Annotated in this window: 12 protein-coding genes; 9 read left to right on the top strand and 3 right to left on the bottom strand. The window is 73.9% G+C overall.

Annotated elements, in window-relative coordinates:
• The first annotated feature begins 43 nt into the window (after nucleotides 1-43).
• The 3 genes from ACWEQG_RS21905 (at nucleotide 44) to ACWEQG_RS21895 (ending at nucleotide 2,256) form a co-directional block, all read left to right on the top strand.
• The gene (locus tag ACWEQG_RS21905; protein ID WP_452287188.1) at nucleotides 44-1,042 is read left to right on the top strand and encodes an RNA polymerase subunit sigma-70; all 999 of its coding nucleotides are present in this window, start codon (nucleotides 44-46) and stop codon (nucleotides 1,040-1,042) included.
• Between the two features lie 66 nt (nucleotides 1,043-1,108).
• On the top strand, nucleotides 1,109-1,732 hold the full coding sequence (locus ACWEQG_RS21900) for a dihydrofolate reductase family protein (protein WP_452287185.1): 624 nt from the start codon (nucleotides 1,109-1,111) through the stop codon (nucleotides 1,730-1,732).
• A 53-nt stretch (nucleotides 1,733-1,785) separates the two neighbouring features.
• A complete protein-coding gene (locus ACWEQG_RS21895) occupies nucleotides 1,786-2,256 on the top strand; it encodes a GNAT family N-acetyltransferase (RefSeq protein ID WP_363471812.1) in 471 nt (156 codons plus the stop codon).
• Between the two features lie 49 nt (nucleotides 2,257-2,305).
• Here the strand turns inward: ACWEQG_RS21895 and ACWEQG_RS21890 are convergent, their stop codons facing one another.
• Both ACWEQG_RS21890 and ACWEQG_RS21885 read right to left on the bottom strand, forming a co-directional pair.
• On the bottom strand, nucleotides 2,306-2,962 hold the full coding sequence (locus tag ACWEQG_RS21890) for a response regulator transcription factor (protein ID WP_452287183.1): 657 nt from the start codon (nucleotides 2,960-2,962) through the stop codon (nucleotides 2,306-2,308).
• Complete coding sequence (locus ACWEQG_RS21885) at nucleotides 2,959-4,146, bottom strand: sensor histidine kinase (protein WP_452287181.1); 1,188 nt, start codon at nucleotides 4,144-4,146, stop codon at nucleotides 2,959-2,961. Before ACWEQG_RS21885 ends, ACWEQG_RS21890 begins: the two co-directional genes overlap by 4 nt.
• 85 nt (nucleotides 4,147-4,231) lie before the next feature.
• Here ACWEQG_RS21885 and ACWEQG_RS21880 point away from each other — a divergent pair, with 85 nt between their 5' ends.
• From ACWEQG_RS21880 to ACWEQG_RS21865, 4 genes are all read left to right on the top strand, one after another.
• The gene (locus tag ACWEQG_RS21880; protein WP_452287179.1) at nucleotides 4,232-5,716 is read left to right on the top strand and encodes a hypothetical protein; all 1,485 of its coding nucleotides are present in this window, start codon (nucleotides 4,232-4,234) and stop codon (nucleotides 5,714-5,716) included.
• Nucleotides 5,717-5,792: 76 nt separating this feature from the next.
• Nucleotides 5,793-6,398, top strand: coding sequence for a dephospho-CoA kinase (coaE, locus tag ACWEQG_RS21875; RefSeq protein WP_452287177.1), 606 nt, complete (start codon nucleotides 5,793-5,795; stop codon nucleotides 6,396-6,398).
• A 92-nt stretch (nucleotides 6,399-6,490) separates the two neighbouring features.
• A complete protein-coding gene (locus ACWEQG_RS21870) occupies nucleotides 6,491-7,351 on the top strand; it encodes an alpha/beta fold hydrolase (protein ID WP_452287176.1) in 861 nt (286 codons plus the stop codon).
• The gene (locus ACWEQG_RS21865; protein WP_452287174.1) at nucleotides 7,344-7,925 is read left to right on the top strand and encodes a TetR/AcrR family transcriptional regulator; all 582 of its coding nucleotides are present in this window, start codon (nucleotides 7,344-7,346) and stop codon (nucleotides 7,923-7,925) included. Before ACWEQG_RS21870 ends, ACWEQG_RS21865 begins: the two co-directional genes overlap by 8 nt.
• Here the strand turns inward: ACWEQG_RS21865 and ACWEQG_RS21860 are convergent.
• Nucleotides 7,894-13,656, bottom strand: coding sequence for a WD40 domain-containing protein (locus ACWEQG_RS21860; RefSeq protein ID WP_452287172.1), 5,763 nt, complete (start codon nucleotides 13,654-13,656; stop codon nucleotides 7,894-7,896). The genes ACWEQG_RS21865 and ACWEQG_RS21860 overlap by 32 nt on opposite strands.
• A gap of 78 nt (nucleotides 13,657-13,734) precedes the next feature.
• Between ACWEQG_RS21860 and ACWEQG_RS21855 the strand changes: the two genes are divergently transcribed.
• Both ACWEQG_RS21855 and ACWEQG_RS21850 read left to right on the top strand, forming a co-directional pair.
• The gene (locus tag ACWEQG_RS21855) at nucleotides 13,735-14,925 is read left to right on the top strand and encodes an SLC13 family permease (protein WP_452287170.1); all 1,191 of its coding nucleotides are present in this window, start codon (nucleotides 13,735-13,737) and stop codon (nucleotides 14,923-14,925) included.
• 115 nt (nucleotides 14,926-15,040) lie between these two features.
• Nucleotides 15,041-15,649 carry a biotin transporter BioY gene (locus ACWEQG_RS21850; protein ID WP_452287168.1) on the top strand — a complete coding sequence of 203 codons (609 nt, stop codon included), beginning with the start codon at nucleotides 15,041-15,043 and terminating at the stop codon, nucleotides 15,647-15,649.
• Nucleotides 15,650-15,656 lie beyond the last annotated feature (7 nt).

Below are 15,656 nucleotides of genomic sequence, written 5' to 3'. Positions count from 1 at the left end.
CGTCTCGTCGGCGCGGCGGCGGGCCGGACGGCATGATGAACCCATGATCGAGGGCACGGTTGCGCCGGGGGACGAGGCGGCGTTCGGACTGCTGGTGCAGCGGCATCGCAGGGAGATCTACACCCACTGCTATCGGATGCTCGGCTCGGTCCAGGACGCCGAGGACGCGGTCCAGGAGTCGCTGCTCGCGGCGTGGCGGGGCCCGGCCGGATTCGAGGCCCGTAGCTCACCGCGGACCTGGCTCTTCCGTATCGCCACCAACGTCTGCCTGCGGCTGTCCTCGCGGCGTCCCCGCCGGATGCTGTCGTCCGATCACGGCCCGGCCCGCTCCGGCACCCGCGATCTCGGGGAGCCGGTGACCGGACCGGTCTGGCTCGAGCCGTGGCCCGACGACCTGCCCGCGGACGACGAGCCCGATCCAGCGGCGGCCTACCTCCGGCGGGAGAGCGTCGAGCTCGCCTTCGTCGCCGCGCTGCAACACCTGCCGGGCACCCAGCGCGCGGTGCTGATCCTGCGCGAGGTGCTCGGTTTCAGCGCGGCGGAGGTCGCCGAGATGCTCGGCACCACGCCCGCGTCGGTGAACAGCGCGTCCCAGCGCGCCCGGGCGGTCGTACGGCAGCGGATGCCGGAGCGCTCCCAGCAGGCCGAGCTGGCCGCGGTGGGCCCCGGCGGACGCCGTGCGCTGGTCGACGCGTTCATGGCCGCGTGGGAGCGGGCCGACGTCCCGGCGCTGCTCGACCTGCTGTCCGAGGACGCCCGGTTCACCATGCCGCCGCTGCCCGCCTGGTTCGACGGCCGCGAGGACGTCGGCCGGTTCCTGGCCGAGCGGGTGTTCGCCACGCCGTGGCGGCTGGTGCCGATCGCGGCCAACGGGCAGCCCGCGTTCGCCTGCTACCAGTACGACGGGGAGCGGTTCCGCCTGGGCGCGGTCAACGTGCTGAGCCTGCGGGACGGCCGGGTCTCGTGGATCGCCGGCTTCGTCGATCCCCAGGTGACCCGGCGTTTTCCCGTGCCCGTGGAAATTCTTCCGCCGCAGCGATGAATCCGGCGCCGCAGGTGTCTCTGTTCGGGTGACGGTTCTCCACCACCGACCCGAAGGACACCCACCATGCGCAAGCTGATCGTCTCCGCCGTCATGTCGCTCGACGGGTACGTCGAGGGGCCGGGCCGCGACGTCATGGCCCTGCCGATGGACGACTTCTTCGACGAGCACAACCTCGAGCGGCAGCGGGAGGCCGACACGCTGCTGCTCGGCGCGACGACGTACCTGGGCCTCAAGGCGTACTGGCCGGCCGTGGCGGACGACCCCGCGCTGTCCCCGGCGGTGGTGAACAACCCCGGCGTGGCGGAACTGCACCGGGAGATCGGCCGGCGCAACAACGAGATACGGAAGGTCGTCGTGTCCGACTCCCTGACGGAGGAGGACACGGCGCCGTGGACCGGCACCACGACCATCGTGCGGCGGGCAGGCGCGCACAAGGTCGTCGCGGAGCTGAAGGAACGGCCGGGCAGGGACATCCTGATGTTCGGAAGCCGAACGCTCTGGAACGACCTGCTGGCCGCCGGGCTCGTCGACGAACTCCACCTCATGGTCGGCGCCGCCGTCCTCGGCGGGGGCACCCCGGCCTTCGGCGCCGGCCGGGTCCCGCCGCTGCGGCTCCTGGGGACCCGTCGCCGGGACGGCTCGGAGAACGTGGTCCTGCGGTACGCCGTGGGCCGCGCCGGTGAGTGAGGTCCGGAAGGCTCGCGCCTGACGGAGGCGGATGTGCCGATAGGGTGGCCCCCGTGGTGGAGATCACGCGGGCCCTGCCCGAGGACGCCGGCGAGATCCTGACCCTGCAGCGGGCCGCGTACGTGACCGAGGCGCAGCTCTACGGCGATCCGTTCATCGGGCCGCTGGTGGAGTCGCTCGACCAGATGCGTACGGTGATCGAGACGGCGGTCGTGCTGAAGGCGACGGACGGCGGCCGGGTGGTCGGCGCCGTCCGGGGCCAGGTGTCCGGCTCGACCTGCCTGGTGGGCCGCCTCGTGGTCGCGCCGGACCGGCAGGGGCAGGGGATCGGCACCGCGCTGCTGGCCGCGATGCACGAGGCCGTGCCGGAGGCGGCGGCGTTCGACCTGTTCACCGGGCACCTGTCGGAGGGGAACCTCCGGCTCTACCGCCGCCTCGGCTACCGGGAGACCCAGCGCGAGCGCGTGCAGGACCACCTGACGCTGGTCCACCTGCGCAGGATGCCCGAGACGAGCACGTCCTGAGTCGTCCTGGGTCGTCCTGCGCTCGGCCGGCGCACGGGCGTCACGGTGCTCAGGCGAGCCGATACCCCACGCCGGGTTGCGTGGTGATGACCGGTGGTTCGCCGAGCTTGCGGCGCAGCCGGCCGATCGTCACCGTCACCGTATTGGTGAACGGGTCCGCGTTCTCGTCCCAGACCTGCTCCAGCAGCGCCTCCGCGCTCAGGAAGCCGGGGCTCGCCCGCATCAGCGCCCGCAGCAGGGCGAACTCCTTCACCGACAGGTCGAGCTGCCGGCCGTCGCGCACGACGGTCCGGCGTACCGGGTCCAGCTCGATCCCGGCCGCGCGCAGAGTCCGCGGGCGCGCGTGCGGCTTGCGCCGGGCCAGCGCCTGGACACGCAGGATCAGCTCCGGGAAGTGGAACGGCTTGGTGAGGTAGTCGTCGGCTCCGAGCGTCAGGCCGGTGACGCGGTCACCGGGCGTCCCGGCGGCCGTCAGCATCAGCACCATCGGGCGGTCGGGCCGCTCGGTGATCATCTGACACAGCGTGTCGCCGTGCAGGCCGGGCAGATCGCGGTCCAGGACCACCACGTCGTACGCCGTGAGGTCGAGCTTGGCGGCGGCGGACAGCCCGTCGTGACTGATGTCGACGGCCATCCCCTGATCGCGCAGGCCCTCGGCGACCACCTCGGCGAGCGGACGTGCGTCTTCGACGACCAGGACCCTCACGCCGGCACCTCGGCGGGGACCTCGGCCGGGACCGGGACGGACGGCAGCGCGACCGAGACACGCAGGCCTCCCCGCGGCCGCGCGAGCAGTTCGAGCCGCCCGCCGTGCGCGGCCGCGATCGCCGCGACGATGGACAGCCCGAGGCCGGAGCCGTTCTCGGAGCCGGTGCGATCCGCGCCGAGCCGCTCGAAGGGCTGTGCGAGCCGGTCCACATCCCGCTGGTCGAGGACGCGCCCCCCGGTCTCCACGACGAGCCGGACCTCGGCGTCCTCCCGGAAGGTCTCGAGCCGGATCCAGCCGCCGTCCTCGTTGTGCGTCACGGCGTTGTCGACCACGTTCTCCACCAGGCGGGCGAGCAGCGCGGCGTCGCCCCGGGTGACCGCGCCCGCCCGCAGATCCTGGGTCACGCCGAGCCGCTTCGCCGCGATCCGGGTGGCGCGATCGGCGATCGCCCGCGCGGCCGGCCGGGCCAGATCGACGTCGGCGGGCCCGGTCATCGCGCCTGTCATCGCGCAGTGCTGGGCCCTCGCCAGCACGAGGAAGCCGTCGAGCAGTTCATCCACCCGGTCCAGCTGCGTACGCAGCCGGTCGCCCAGGACGAGCGTCTGCCGCGCCGCGCCGGGCTTGGCCACGGCGACGTCCAGCGACGCGCGCATGGTCGCCAACGGGGTCCGCAACTCGTGCGAGGCGTTGGCGACGAACCGGCGCTGGGCTGCGAACGACGCCTCCAGCCGTCCCAGCAGGGCGTCGATGGTGTCGGCGAGGTCCTTCACCTCGTCCGACGGGCCGCTGACGCCCAGCCGCCGGTCCAGGTTGTCGGCCGTGATGCGCCGGGTCGCCGCGGTGATCATCCGCAGCGGGCGCAGCACCCGGCGGGCGAGCGCCCGGCCGGCCAGCACGGACACGATCGCCATCACGATCAGCGCGAGCAGGGAACCGACCAGCAACTGCCGGGAGTGCTGCGCGTGCACCTCGGCCAGTTGCTCCCGCAGAAGGCCAACGCGCTGGTGCAGCTCGTCCAGGCCGGCCGCGGACGGGGGCGGCGGGCCGACGGGGACGCTGTGCCTTCCCCCGCCGGCGAGCAGGAAGGTGAGGGACAGCAGTCCGATTCCGGAGACGAGAAACACCCCGGCGTACAGGATCGTGAACCGGAGTCCCACGGTCCCGTTGCGCAACCTGATCACGCCTCCAGCATGCCGGGCCGGACCTAACAACGGGGTGACAGGGACGGTTCGGGCGGTATCAGGCCCGCACCCGTAGAACGGCGGCATGCTCACCAGACAACTCCTCCACCGGGAGTGGGCGGCCTTCCGGCGCCCCGCCCGGCTGATCGCCCTGGCCGCGGCGGCCCTCGCCGTGATCGCCGCCGGCCTGCTGTCCGCCGCCGGAAACAGGGTGTCCTGCCAAGGGCCGTGCCCGGCCGATCCGGCCGCCGCGGACGGCTCGAACGTCGGCGACCGGTTCTGGTTCCTGCACCGCGACCTCGGCAGGGAGGGCGCCATCACCGTGCGGATGACCTCGATGACCGGCACGATCACCTATCCACCGCCCCACCATGACCGGATCGTCACGGGCCTGGTGCCGTGGGCGAAGGCCGGGATCATCATCAAGGACGGCGTCCGGCAGGGCTCCTCCTACGCGGCGCTCATGATGACCGGCGGGCACGGCGTGCGGATGCAGTACGACTACCGGCACGACATCGCCGCGGGCGAGGCCGCCCTCGTGCCGCGGTTCCCGCGCTGGTTGCGCCTGACGCGGTCCGGCGACACCGTCACCGGCTCCGAGTCGGCCGACGGCCGGCGCTGGCACACCGTGGGAACGGTGACACTGGCCGGTCTCCCGGCGACGGCGCAGGCCGGGCTGTTCGCCACGTCCCCCGGCGACCTCACGCTACGAGAGGTCGGGCTCGGCGGGGCGGTCGAGGAGAGCCGCTTCACGCAGGCCACCGGCGTCTTCGACCACGTCACGGTGGTGGGCGGGTCCGCCGGCCCGTGGCGCGGCGAGGCGGTCGGCGAGATGAACCAGACCGACTGGGAGAAGTATCACAACGCCTCCGGTGCGGTCGAGAGGGACGGCGTCGTCACCGTGAGCGGGACCGGCGACATCGGCCCGATCGGGAGCGAGGGCGCCGTCGCCGTCGAGCGGACGTCGCCCGGTCTGGTGATCATGCTGATCGTCGTGATCGTCCTGGCCGCCGGGTTCGGCGCCCGGCCGGACACGGCGGTGTCTCGCCGGGTCCTGACCGCCCGGGCCGTGGTGGTCGGCGCCGCGACCTTCGCGGCCGGGCTCGCCGCCGTCGGTGTGGTCCTGCCGGCCGGCGTCGCGATCCTCGGCGGCAACGGCGTTCCCGTGCAGCCGGTCTCCGCGCTGACCGGCGTCCGGGTCGTCGCCGGGACCGCGGCGGTGCTCGCCCTCTGCGCCGTCCTGGCGTACGGGCTGGGCGTTCTGCTGCGGCGCGGCCGGGCGGCGATCGCCCTCGCGCTGTCGCTCGTCGCCGTGCCCTACGTGGTGACCGCGTTCCCGTTCCTGCCCGATGACGTGTCGCGATGGCTGCTGCGGCTCACCCCGGCCGCGGGCTTCGCCGTCCAGCAGACGGCGGTGGAATATCCGCAGGTGGTCGCCCACTACGCGCCGTCGGCCGGCTACTTCCCGCTCCCCGGCTGGGCGGGCTTCGCCGTGTTGTGCGCGTACACGGCGGCGGTCGTGTGGCCGGCCGTGAAGCGCACGCCGGGGGAGCGGCCCGCGCACCGATGACAGCGTGCCCGGCGCCGCGGCGACCCCCGCACGACCGAGTCGGGCATACCGCGAACCGCCCGATAGGCTGCGGCACGTGCTGAAGGTTGGCCTCACGGGCGGCATAGGTTCGGGCAAGAGCGAGGTGTCGCGCCGGCTCGCGGCCCGCGGCGCCGTCGTCATCGACGCGGACAAGATCGCCAGGGAGGTCGTGGAGCCGGGCACCCCCGGGCTCGCGGAGATCGTCGAGGCGTTCGGCGAGGACGTGCTCCGTCCCGACGGCACGCTCGACCGGGAGCGGCTCGGCGCCATCGTCTTCGCCGACGCGGAGAAGCTGAAGGTCCTCAACGGGATCGTCCACCCGAAGGTGGGCGAGCGCACCCAGCAGCTCCAGCGGGAGGCCCCGGACGACGCCGTCGTCGTCTACGACGTGCCGTTGCTCGCGGAGAACAATTTGGCCCCCCTGTACGACGTGATCGTCGTGGTGGACACGCCGGACGAGGTCCGGCTGGACCGCCTGCGGCGTTTCCGCGGCATGCCGGAGGCGGACGCCCGTGCCCGGATCGCCGCTCAGGCCTCCCGGAAGGAACGGCTGAGGATCGCCGACATCGTCGTCGGCAACGAGGGTTCCCTGGAGGAGCTCGACGCCCGGGTCGACAAGGTCTGGCAGGACCTGAGCGCCCGGGTCGCCACGGAGGGCTGACGCTCCCCGAATCTACAACGTAAAGGCGTCGGCCCGGATCGTCGCCGCCTCGATCTTGACGGCCGTCGGCTAATGGCATTAGCCTTTGGGCTATGTACTTGAGCCTGGAGGGCGGCATGACGGAGTTCTTGAAAATCGACGGCGGCGAGATCGCGTACGACGTGACCGGGGAGGGCCCGCTGGTCGTGCTGGTCCCCGGCATGGGGATCACCCGGAACACCTACCGATTCCTCGCCCCGGTGCTGACCGCCGCCGGGTATCGCGTGGCGACCACCGACCTGCGTGGGCACGGCGAGTCGAGCCTCGGCTGGGACTCCTACACCCGCACCGACACCGCGAACGACATCGTCGCCCTGATCGAGCACCTGGGCGGGCCCGCCGTCGTCGTGGGGCACTCCTTCGCCGGGGGATCGGCCACGATCGCGGCGGCGCGGCGGCCCGAACTGGTCACCGCCCTGGTGGAGATCGCCCCGTTCACCCGGCCGCAGAAGCCCGACCTGGGCGCCCTGCTGCGCAACGGCCGCTACCGCACGGGCATGACGCGGCTCATGGGCGTGGCGCTCCTTCGCAGCATCGGGCTCTGGAAGAGCTACCTCGACCACGCCTACCCGGGCGTCAAGCCGGCCGACTGGACGGACTATCTGGCCGCCGTGGACAAGGACCTGCGCAGGCCCGGCCGCATGGCCGTGGTCAGCGCCATGGGGGCGTCCGCGCCCGCGGACGCCGGCGCGCACCTCGACGGCATCCGGTGCCCGGCCCTGGTGGTGATGGGCACCCGCGACCCCGACTGGGCCGACCCCCGCGCCGAGGCGGACGGGATCGTCGCCGGCATGCCGGCCGGGCTCGGGAAAGTGGTGATGATCGAGAGCGCCGGGCACTACCCGCACGCGCAGTACCCCGACGAGGTCGCCGCCGCGATGCTCGCCTTCCTCGGAGAGCGGGCCCGTGGCTAGGGTGCCGCTGTCCCCGGACGCCGTCGTCGACCTCGCGCTGCGGATCGTGGACGAGGAGGGCCCCGACGCGCTCACCCTGTCCGCGGTCGCCGGGCGCGCGGGGGTCGCCACCCCCTCGCTCTACAAACACGTGCGCAACCTCGCCGAGTTGCGGACCCTCGTCTCCGGGCGGGTGCTGGGCGAGCTGACGGAGGTCGCGGGAGAGGCGGTGCTCGGCCGGTCCGGCGACGTAGCGCTGCGCGCCCTGATGGACGGCTGGCGCTCCTACGCCGCCCGGCACCCGCACCGTTACTCGGCCCTGATCCAGGCGCCTCGGCCGGAGACGGCCGAGGCGGGGGACCGGCTGATCGGCATCATCCTCGCCGCGCTGCGGGCGTACGGGCTGGAGGGCTCGGCCGCGATCCACGCGGTCCGCTGCCTGCGCGCCGCCATGCACGGCTTCGCGGTCCTGGAGGCGGCGGGCGCCTTCCAACTGGGCGAGGACCTCGACGAGAGCCACGCCCTGCTGGCGCACATGGTCGTCTCCGGGCTCCGGACCCTTCCTAGAACGGCTCGTCCAGGGCCAGCCGCCTGACCTCGGGCAGGTACTCGTCCAGCTCGCCGGGTTCGAACCGGCACATGCCGATCACGTACCAGAACTGGCCCGTCACGTCGCCCTCCAGCTTGTACAGCCCGCCGGGCGAGAACGCGGCCCAGCCCTCCGACAGGCCGAGCAGGGTGGCGCGGCGTTCGCGGCGGGCGACGTCCCACACGATCACCACGCCGTCGTCCCCGGCGCTGGCGAGCAGGTCGCCGGAGGGGTGGAAGGCGACCGACCAGACCCGGCGGCCGTGCCCGGCGAGGGACCCGACACGCGCGCCGGAGGCCGGGTCCCACAGGTGGACGGCGAGGTCGTCCCCGGCGGTGGCGAACAGGTCGCCCGAAGGGCTGAACGCCGCCGTCCACAGCCGCCCGCCCCCGTCGAGCGCACGCAGGCACTCGCCGGAGGCGGCGTCCCACAGGCGGGCGGTGCCGTCGTTGCTCGCGCTCGCCAGCAGGTCGCCCGACGGGGAGAAGGCCACCGCGTACACCCGGTCGTCGTGCCCGCTCAGCGTCGCCACCCATCGACCGGTCGGCACGTCCCACAGCCGGACCTTGCGGTCGTCACAACCGGTGGCCACGAGCCGGCCGTCGGGACCGAACGCGATCGACCTGACCCGTCCCCGGTGCCCGCTGAGGTTGGCGACCTGGCGTCCGGAGGGGCGATACCACAGCCGGACGCTGTCGTCGTCGTTCGCGGTGGCCAGCAGCTGCCCGTCGGGGCTGAACGCCTCCGCCCACACATGGTCGGTCTCCACGTTGAGTTCGCGCTCGTACGTCCCGGCGACCGGGTTCCACAGGTAGACGCCGCCGTCGTTGCTCGCGGTGGCGAGCAGCGGCCCGGCCGGGCTGAAGACGGCCGACACCAACCGGTCGGCCGTTCCGGTGAGCGAGCGCAGGCGGCGGCCCGTGACCGGGTCCCACAGCCGTACGTAACCGTCGTTGCCGCAGGCGGCGAGCATGCCGCCGTCTGCGGAGAACCGCACGGACGTGACACGGCGGCCGTGGCCGCGCAGCGTCTGGACACACTGGCCGGTGTGGGGGTCCCACAGCCGGGCGGTGCCGTCGTTGCTGCCGGTCGCGAGCTGCCGGCCGTCCGGGCGGAACGCGAACGGCCACACCGATCCCCGGTGCCCGGTCAGCTCGGCCCGCGACTGGCCGGTGCGGTGGTCCCAGAGCCGGACGACCCCGTCGCTGTCACCGGTCGCCAGCAGATCGCCGGTGGGATCGAACAGCACCTGGTAGACCGCGCCGCGGTGCCCGGGCAGGCTGCCGGCCGCCGCGCCGGTGACCGGGTCCCAGAGCCGTACGGCTCCCTCGGTGTCGCCGGAGGCGAGCAGCCGGCCCTCCGGATGGAAGGCGAGGGTGTAGATCCGTCCGGGATGACCGGTCAGCTCGTGCAGCGCGGCGCCGGTGCGGGGGTCCCAGATGCGCAGCACGCCCTGACCGTCCCCGGCGGCCAGGCGGGTGCCGTCGGGGCTGGGGGCCAGGCGGTAGACGGCCCCGCTGTGGCCGTGCAGGTGGTGCCGCACCCGTCCGGTGGCGAGGTCCCACACGCGGATCGCCCCCGCGCTGTCGCCGGTCACCAGCAGCCCCGGCAGGAACACGGCCGTGTAGATCGGGGCGGTGTGGCCCGGCAGCTCCCACTCCGGCTCCCCGGACCTCCAGACCCGCATGATCCCGTCCGCGCCGCCGGCCGCGACGAGGTCACCGGAGGTGACGACGGGCCACACTCCCTCGGCATGAGCGCGCAGGACGTGCGACGGCTCGCCGGTGGCCGGATCCCACACCCGGACGGTTCCGTCGCTCGCACCGGTCACCAGCCCGGCCTCGCCGTAGGCGACCTTGTAGACGCGGCCCCGGTGGCCCTGCAGCGTGCGCAGGACGGACCCGGTGACGCTGTCGCAGATCAGGACGCCGCCGTCCTCCCCGCCCAGGGCGAGCACGCCGCCGTCGGGGCGGTAGGCGACCGGTTCGGGCAGGCGGCTGCTCTCGAAGTGGTAGCCGTACGGCACGCCGACGACGGCGGGGGCCGGCTCGGCGCCGACCCGCCCGCCGGCGGCACCGGGGTCGCCGGGCGCGACGGCGGCGCCGCGCAGCTCCGGCGCTCCCCGGGGGACGCCGGTCACGTCGATGAGCGCGGCCCGGTCCCAGCGGCTGCCCTCGACGGCGGCGTCCCGCAGGTCGGCGCGGGCGAGCCGGGCCCGGGTGAAATCGGCCCCGCGCAGGTCGGCGCCGACGAGGACGGCCTCGTCGAGGCGTGCCCCGGCCAGCCGGGCGTCCCGCAGCACGGCGTGGGACAGGTCGGCCCCGACGAGCCGGGCGTCGGTCAGGTCGGCGCCGGTGAGGTCCACGCCCTGCAGTTCCCGGTACGACAGGTCCTCGCCGCTGAGCCGTGCCCCGCGCAGGTCGGTCCTGGCCGAGGTGCGCAACCGGGTGGTCACCTTGATGGCGTTGGCCCGCGCCACGTCGCCCGCGCCGGGGGAAGCGAGCGTGCGGGCCGCCCACGCCTGCAGCCGCGAGGCGTCGGCCAGGTCGCACAGGAAGTCGACGGCCAGCGCCGACAGCGGCCGCAGGCCGAGGCCCCCCGCGTGGCCGGTGCCGAGCGAGTCCGCGAGGTGCCGGGCCACCAGCCATTCCACGACCGAGGCGTGGATGAACCCGAACAACCCCTCGTCCGTGCGCACCAGCAGGCTGCCGGCTCCGACGGCGTGCACGGCCTGCTCGGGCGTCAGCCGCGTGACTGCCTGCCCTCCCGCGGTCCCGGCGCCGTCCGCGTCCGGCGGGCGGGAGGATCCCGGGTCCGCACCCGGTCCGTACGGCACGCGGGTCTGCGCGTCGGCGGCCAGGCCGGTGAGCGTGTCGGCGGCCTCGGCCAGCTCCGCCGGCCGCAGGTAGGTCTCGCCGGTCTCCCACAGCCGCAGCGCGAGCGTGGTCGCGGCCCGCCACAGCTCCTCGCGGGTCAGCCCGCCGGGGGCCCCGGCCACGCCGCGTACGCGGTCCTCCTCGAAGGCGAGCCACGTGTCGAGGATCTCCTGGTAGAGACCGGCGGCGCTGATCGCCTCCCCGGCCTGGGCCACGGCGCGCAGCCGTTCGGCGGGCAGGTCGGCGATGAAGCTGAGCATGCGCGGGTTGTGCGCCAGGCCGAGCAGGTCGGCGATGCCCGTGAGCAGGGCCATCCGTTCGTCGGCCGCCTGCTGCGAGCCGTACCGGTTGACCAGGTACGCGCGGATCTGCTCCTCGGTGAACTCCTCGATGCTGAGCACCCGGCGGTTGGGCAGCAGGCCGACCTTCTCCCCGAGGGCGGTCATCACCTGGCTGCGCGACTTGAAGTGCTGGGTGCGCCCGGCCACGACGATCTTCGCCTTGTCCTCCGCCGCGCGCAGCAGCGTGTCGAGGTGGTCGGCCGCCCGTTCGTACGTCACGCGGGTGACCAGTTCGTCGAAGCCGTCGAACAGCAGCACGATGCGGCCCTGGCGCAGCATGTAGTGGAACGCCTTGAGGTCGATCAGCTCCTCGCCGTGGTTGGCGAGGTGCGCCGCGACCAGCCCGGCGACCGAGTGCGCCTTGTCGAGGGCGCGCAGCTCGATCAGGATCGGCGTGAGGTGCGGCAGCTCGGCGGGGATGCGCCGGGCCACCTCACGCAGCGAGAACGTCTTGCCGCGCCCGAAGTCGCCGAGCACGAGCGCGAACCGCCCGTGGTCGGCCGCGAGCAGCCGCATCAGCTCGCCGGTCAGGTCGTCGCGCACCTCGCCACCGGTCCGGTCGAGCTCCCGGAACCGCTGCGGCACGTACAGCTCGGGCGGATAGCGGCGGTCGCCGCGCAGCCTGGCCGTCTGCCCCGCCACGTAGGACGACAGGTCGAGCAGGCCCTGGAACTCGGTGAAGCTGCGCAGCCGCAGCCCGCGCCGCAGAGCGTCGTCGCGTAACGCCCGGGGCACCTGGGGTCCCTGGTAGACCAGCTCGGCGGCGTGTTCCAGCCCCGCCGCGTGGACGTGGCCGAGGAACGCCTCGACCCGCTCCTGGCTCAGCTCCCCGGCGTGCGCGCCGATCAGGACCTGGCGTACGAACCCGTCCTCGGGGTGGGTGACGAGCAGGCGCGGCGGCTCGCCCGCGACGCGGCGGATCTTGGCCCGTTCGAAGCGGGTCTCGCAGACCTCGGCGATCCGGTCCAGCAGCAGGTCGGCCGGGCCCGCGGGCTCCTCGGGCTCCGGCGCCGGCTCGGGAGCGGCCGCCGCGGTGGCTTGGGGCCGCCAGCCGCGCCAGACGTACGGCAGGACCTCGGGGTCGCGCAGCTCGGGGCGGTCCCGGGCCCACCGGCGCAGTCCCTCCGGGGTGAGCTGGAGGATCTGGTGACGGCCCGGGGCGAGCGCGGGCACGCACGGCAGCCCCTCCAGCTCCCAGACCTCCTCCGGCCCGCCGCGCCGCGCGTCGCGCCCGTGGACGAGCAGGTCGAGCCGGGAGCCGAGCAGCCGTTCCAGGGTGGCGGCGTCACGCAGGCCGGGGCGCGGCGGATGGGCGACGGTGCCGATCCGCAGCCATCCCTCGAACGGCCGCAGCCGCTCGGCGAACCACGCGGCCTGGGCCTCGCCGACGAAGCCGTAGTCGTCCTCCTCGCGGTGGCTCATCGCGATCGTGGAGTTGATCCCGGCGACGACGGTGCGCAGCTCGGGCAGATCGAACAGCGTCCAGGGCTGGGCGCTGTCGAAGGCCGGGCCGTCGAGGCCCTGGTACAGCTCGCCGAAGAGCGTGGAGAAGTGCCGCCACTTCGGCCAGTACGGCGGCTGCGGGCGCACGTCGTCCGCTTCGCAGGTCGCGAAGTAGGCCCGGCAGGCCGCCTTGGTGACGTCGCGGGGGCCGGGGACGACGACCAGCCGTCCGGGTTCCAGCCCCAGCAGCACCCGCAGCCCGGTGAGGAACGCGAGGGCCTGCTCGCACTCGCGGATGCTGCCCGACTCGGTGAGGTCGCCGGTCACCATCAGCAGGTCGGGCCGGGGGACCCCGGCGTCGGCGAGGCGGGTCAGGTCGGCCCACACGCTCGCCTGCAGCTCGCTAGCGTCGAGCGGCTCGTCGGCCTCCGCCAGCCCGCGTCCGAACCGCGGCCCGGCGACGTGCAGCACGGTCACCGAGGAGGCGCCGCCCGCGCGCTCGGCCGTCGGGAAGGACGGTTCGGCGGCCGGGGTGCGCCGGGCCCGGGGCACCCGTACGGCGGGGGGCGCGGGGTCGGCGGCGGGCTGGAGGGCCTGCCTGTTCGGCCCGGCCGGGAACCGGGGTGGCTCGGCCGGCTTGGCCCGGCCGGCCAGCGCCTGCCGGATCCGGGTCAGCAGCAGCCGCCGCGCCTCGGCGGGATCGGTCACGCCGAGGAGGTCCACCCAGGTGATCGTGGACAGCAGGCCGTCGAGCGGGCAGTCCTCCAGCCGGACCGTCACGAGCTTGTTGGACGGGTTGTCCGGATCGGCGCGCAGCGCCGCCTGCCATTCGAGCCTGCCGTACCGGGAACCCAGGTAGTTGCGGGTGAGGACCGCGACGACCAGGTCGGCCTCGCTCACCCCGCGGTCCATGAAGTCGATGAAGTTGGTGCCCGGCACGAAGTCCCACGCCTGCAGCATCGTGCGGTAGCCGGCGGCTTCGAGCTGCCAGGCGATCCAGGTCGCCCACCGCTCGTCGGCGGGGGAGTAGCTGACGAAGATCTCGGTCCGCGCGTCCCCCCGCCCGCTGTGCGTCATGAGGCCCAGTATTACCGCTGCCGCCGACGGTTTGGAGGGGGTTCGATCATCATCCGGCAGCCGATATAGGGTGTGCGCGTGGCGACCGGGCTGCGGCGACTGAGCGTTCTCGACTGGATCAGGTTCGGGCTGCTCGCGGCGGGCCTGGTCTTCGTGGCCACCGGCCTGCTGCCGGCCGAGGAGGCCAGGGACAGCATCGAACGCATCGCCCCTCTGCTGCTGTTCCTCGGCGCGGTGATCGTGCTGGCGGAGCTGACCAAAGAGGCGCAGGTCTTCGACGTCATCGCGACCCGCATCGCGATCGTCGGCCGGGGCAGCTACGCCGTTCTCTTCCTGTTCTGTACGGCTTTCGCCTCGCTCGTCACGATCTTCCTGAACCTGGACACGACGGCCGTCCTGCTGACGCCGGTCATGCTGGCCCTGGCGCCGCGCGCGAAGATCGCGCCGCTGCCGCTCGTGATGACCACGGTCTGGCTGGCCAACACCGCGAGCCTGCTGCTGCCGGTCTCCAACCTCACCAACCTGCTCGCCATGAACCGGGTCGCGCTGACCACGCAGGAGTTCGCCGCGCGCATGTGGGCCCCGCAGGCCGCGTCGATCGCGGTGACGATGGCGTTCCTGTGGGCGTTCTACTGGCGGCGGGGAGAGCGGGGCGAGGACCGCTACGAGCCGCCGCCACCGGTTCCCGTGGCCGACCGGGTGCTGTTCGGCGTCGCCGGGGTGGCGTGCCTGCTGTTCATCGCCGCGATCCTGGCGGGGGTGGAGATCGGTGTCGCGGCCCTCGTCGCGGCGGTCGCGGTGGTCGCCGCCTTCGCCTGGCGCGACCGGGCCAAGCTCGTGTGGGGCCTGATCCCCTGGCGGCTGCTGGTCTTCGTCACCGGGCTGTTCCTCGTGGTCCCGACGCTCAGCCGCCTCGGCCTGGCCGACGTCATGCGCGCGCTCGTCGGCGCGGGCGGCGACGGGGACGGCGCCTACCGCGCGGCCGCCGCCGGAGCCGCGCTGTCCAACGTGCTCAACAACCTCCCGGCGTACGTCGCGGGCGAGCAGGTCATCCCCGCGGCCAACCACACGCAGTTGCTGTCGCTGCTCGCGGGCACCAACCTGGGCCCCGTGATCACGCCCTGGGGCTCGCTCGCGACGCTGCTGTGGTTCGAGTGGTGCCGGCGGGGAGACGTGCGGGTGCCGCTGGCCAAGTTCGTCGCCACCGGCGCGGGCCTCGCCCTGGCCGGCCTCGCCGCCACGGTCACCGTTCTGGTCCTCACCGCCTGAGCCGCCGCCCGGCGGGGAGCCGGCCCACGGCTATGGCCGCCGCTGAGAACGACACGGCGAAAAGTTGTGGGTTTCCTCATTCGCCGGATGGAGGGTCTTGGTATGGGATCGATTCGTGACAGATGAACAGAGCACGCCGAAGCGACGCTTCCCCGCGGCGGACATCGCCAGAGTCAGTGTGTTCGCCGCGCTGATCGCCGTGCTCGGCCTGCCGGGCGCGCTGAACGTCTTCGGCGACGCGGTGCCGATCACGCTGCAGACACTCGGCGTCATGCTCGCCGGGGCGATCCTGGGGACGTGGCGCTCCGCCCTCGCCGTGGCGGTCCTGCTCGTGCTGGTCGCCGCGGGGCTGCCCCTGCTGGCCGGCGGACGCGGCGGGCTCGGCGTCTTCACCGGTCCCTCGGCCGGCTTCCTGCTCGGCTGGCTCCCCGGCGCGGCCCTGACCGGGTGGATCGTCGAACGCGGCGGACGCGCGCCGGGCACGCTCCGGCTGGTGACCGCCTGCCTGGCCGGCGGCGTCGGCGTGGTCTACCTGTTCGGCATCCCCGTGCAGGCCCTGGTCACCGGGCTGTCCCTGGGCAAGACCGCGCTGCTCAGCGCCACATTCCTGCCGGGCGACCTGGCCAAGGCCGTGCTGGCGTCGATCGTGGCGCGGGGCACCCAGCGGGCCTACCCGGACGCGGTCCCGGCGGTGCACCGCGAGCGGCTCAAGGCAGGGGGGTGACCTGCCC

The sequence above is a fragment of the Microbispora sp. NPDC004025 genome, assembly GCF_053604425.1.
This window is presented reverse-complemented; position numbering and strand designations above follow the sequence as displayed.

Coding starts and splice junctions, on each gene's coding strand:
- ACWEQG_RS21905 (WP_452287188.1), top strand. CDS start 44: ATGATCGAGGGCACGGTTGCGCCGGGGGACGAGGCGGCGTTCGGACTG.
- ACWEQG_RS21870 (WP_452287176.1), top strand. CDS start 6,491: ATGTACTTGAGCCTGGAGGGCGGCATGACGGAGTTCTTGAAAATCGAC.
- ACWEQG_RS21880 (WP_452287179.1), top strand. CDS start 4,232: ATGCTCACCAGACAACTCCTCCACCGGGAGTGGGCGGCCTTCCGGCGC.
- ACWEQG_RS21900 (WP_452287185.1), top strand. CDS start 1,109: ATGCGCAAGCTGATCGTCTCCGCCGTCATGTCGCTCGACGGGTACGTC.
- ACWEQG_RS21860 (WP_452287172.1), bottom strand. CDS start 13,656: ATGACGCACAGCGGGCGGGGGGACGCGCGGACCGAGATCTTCGTCAGC.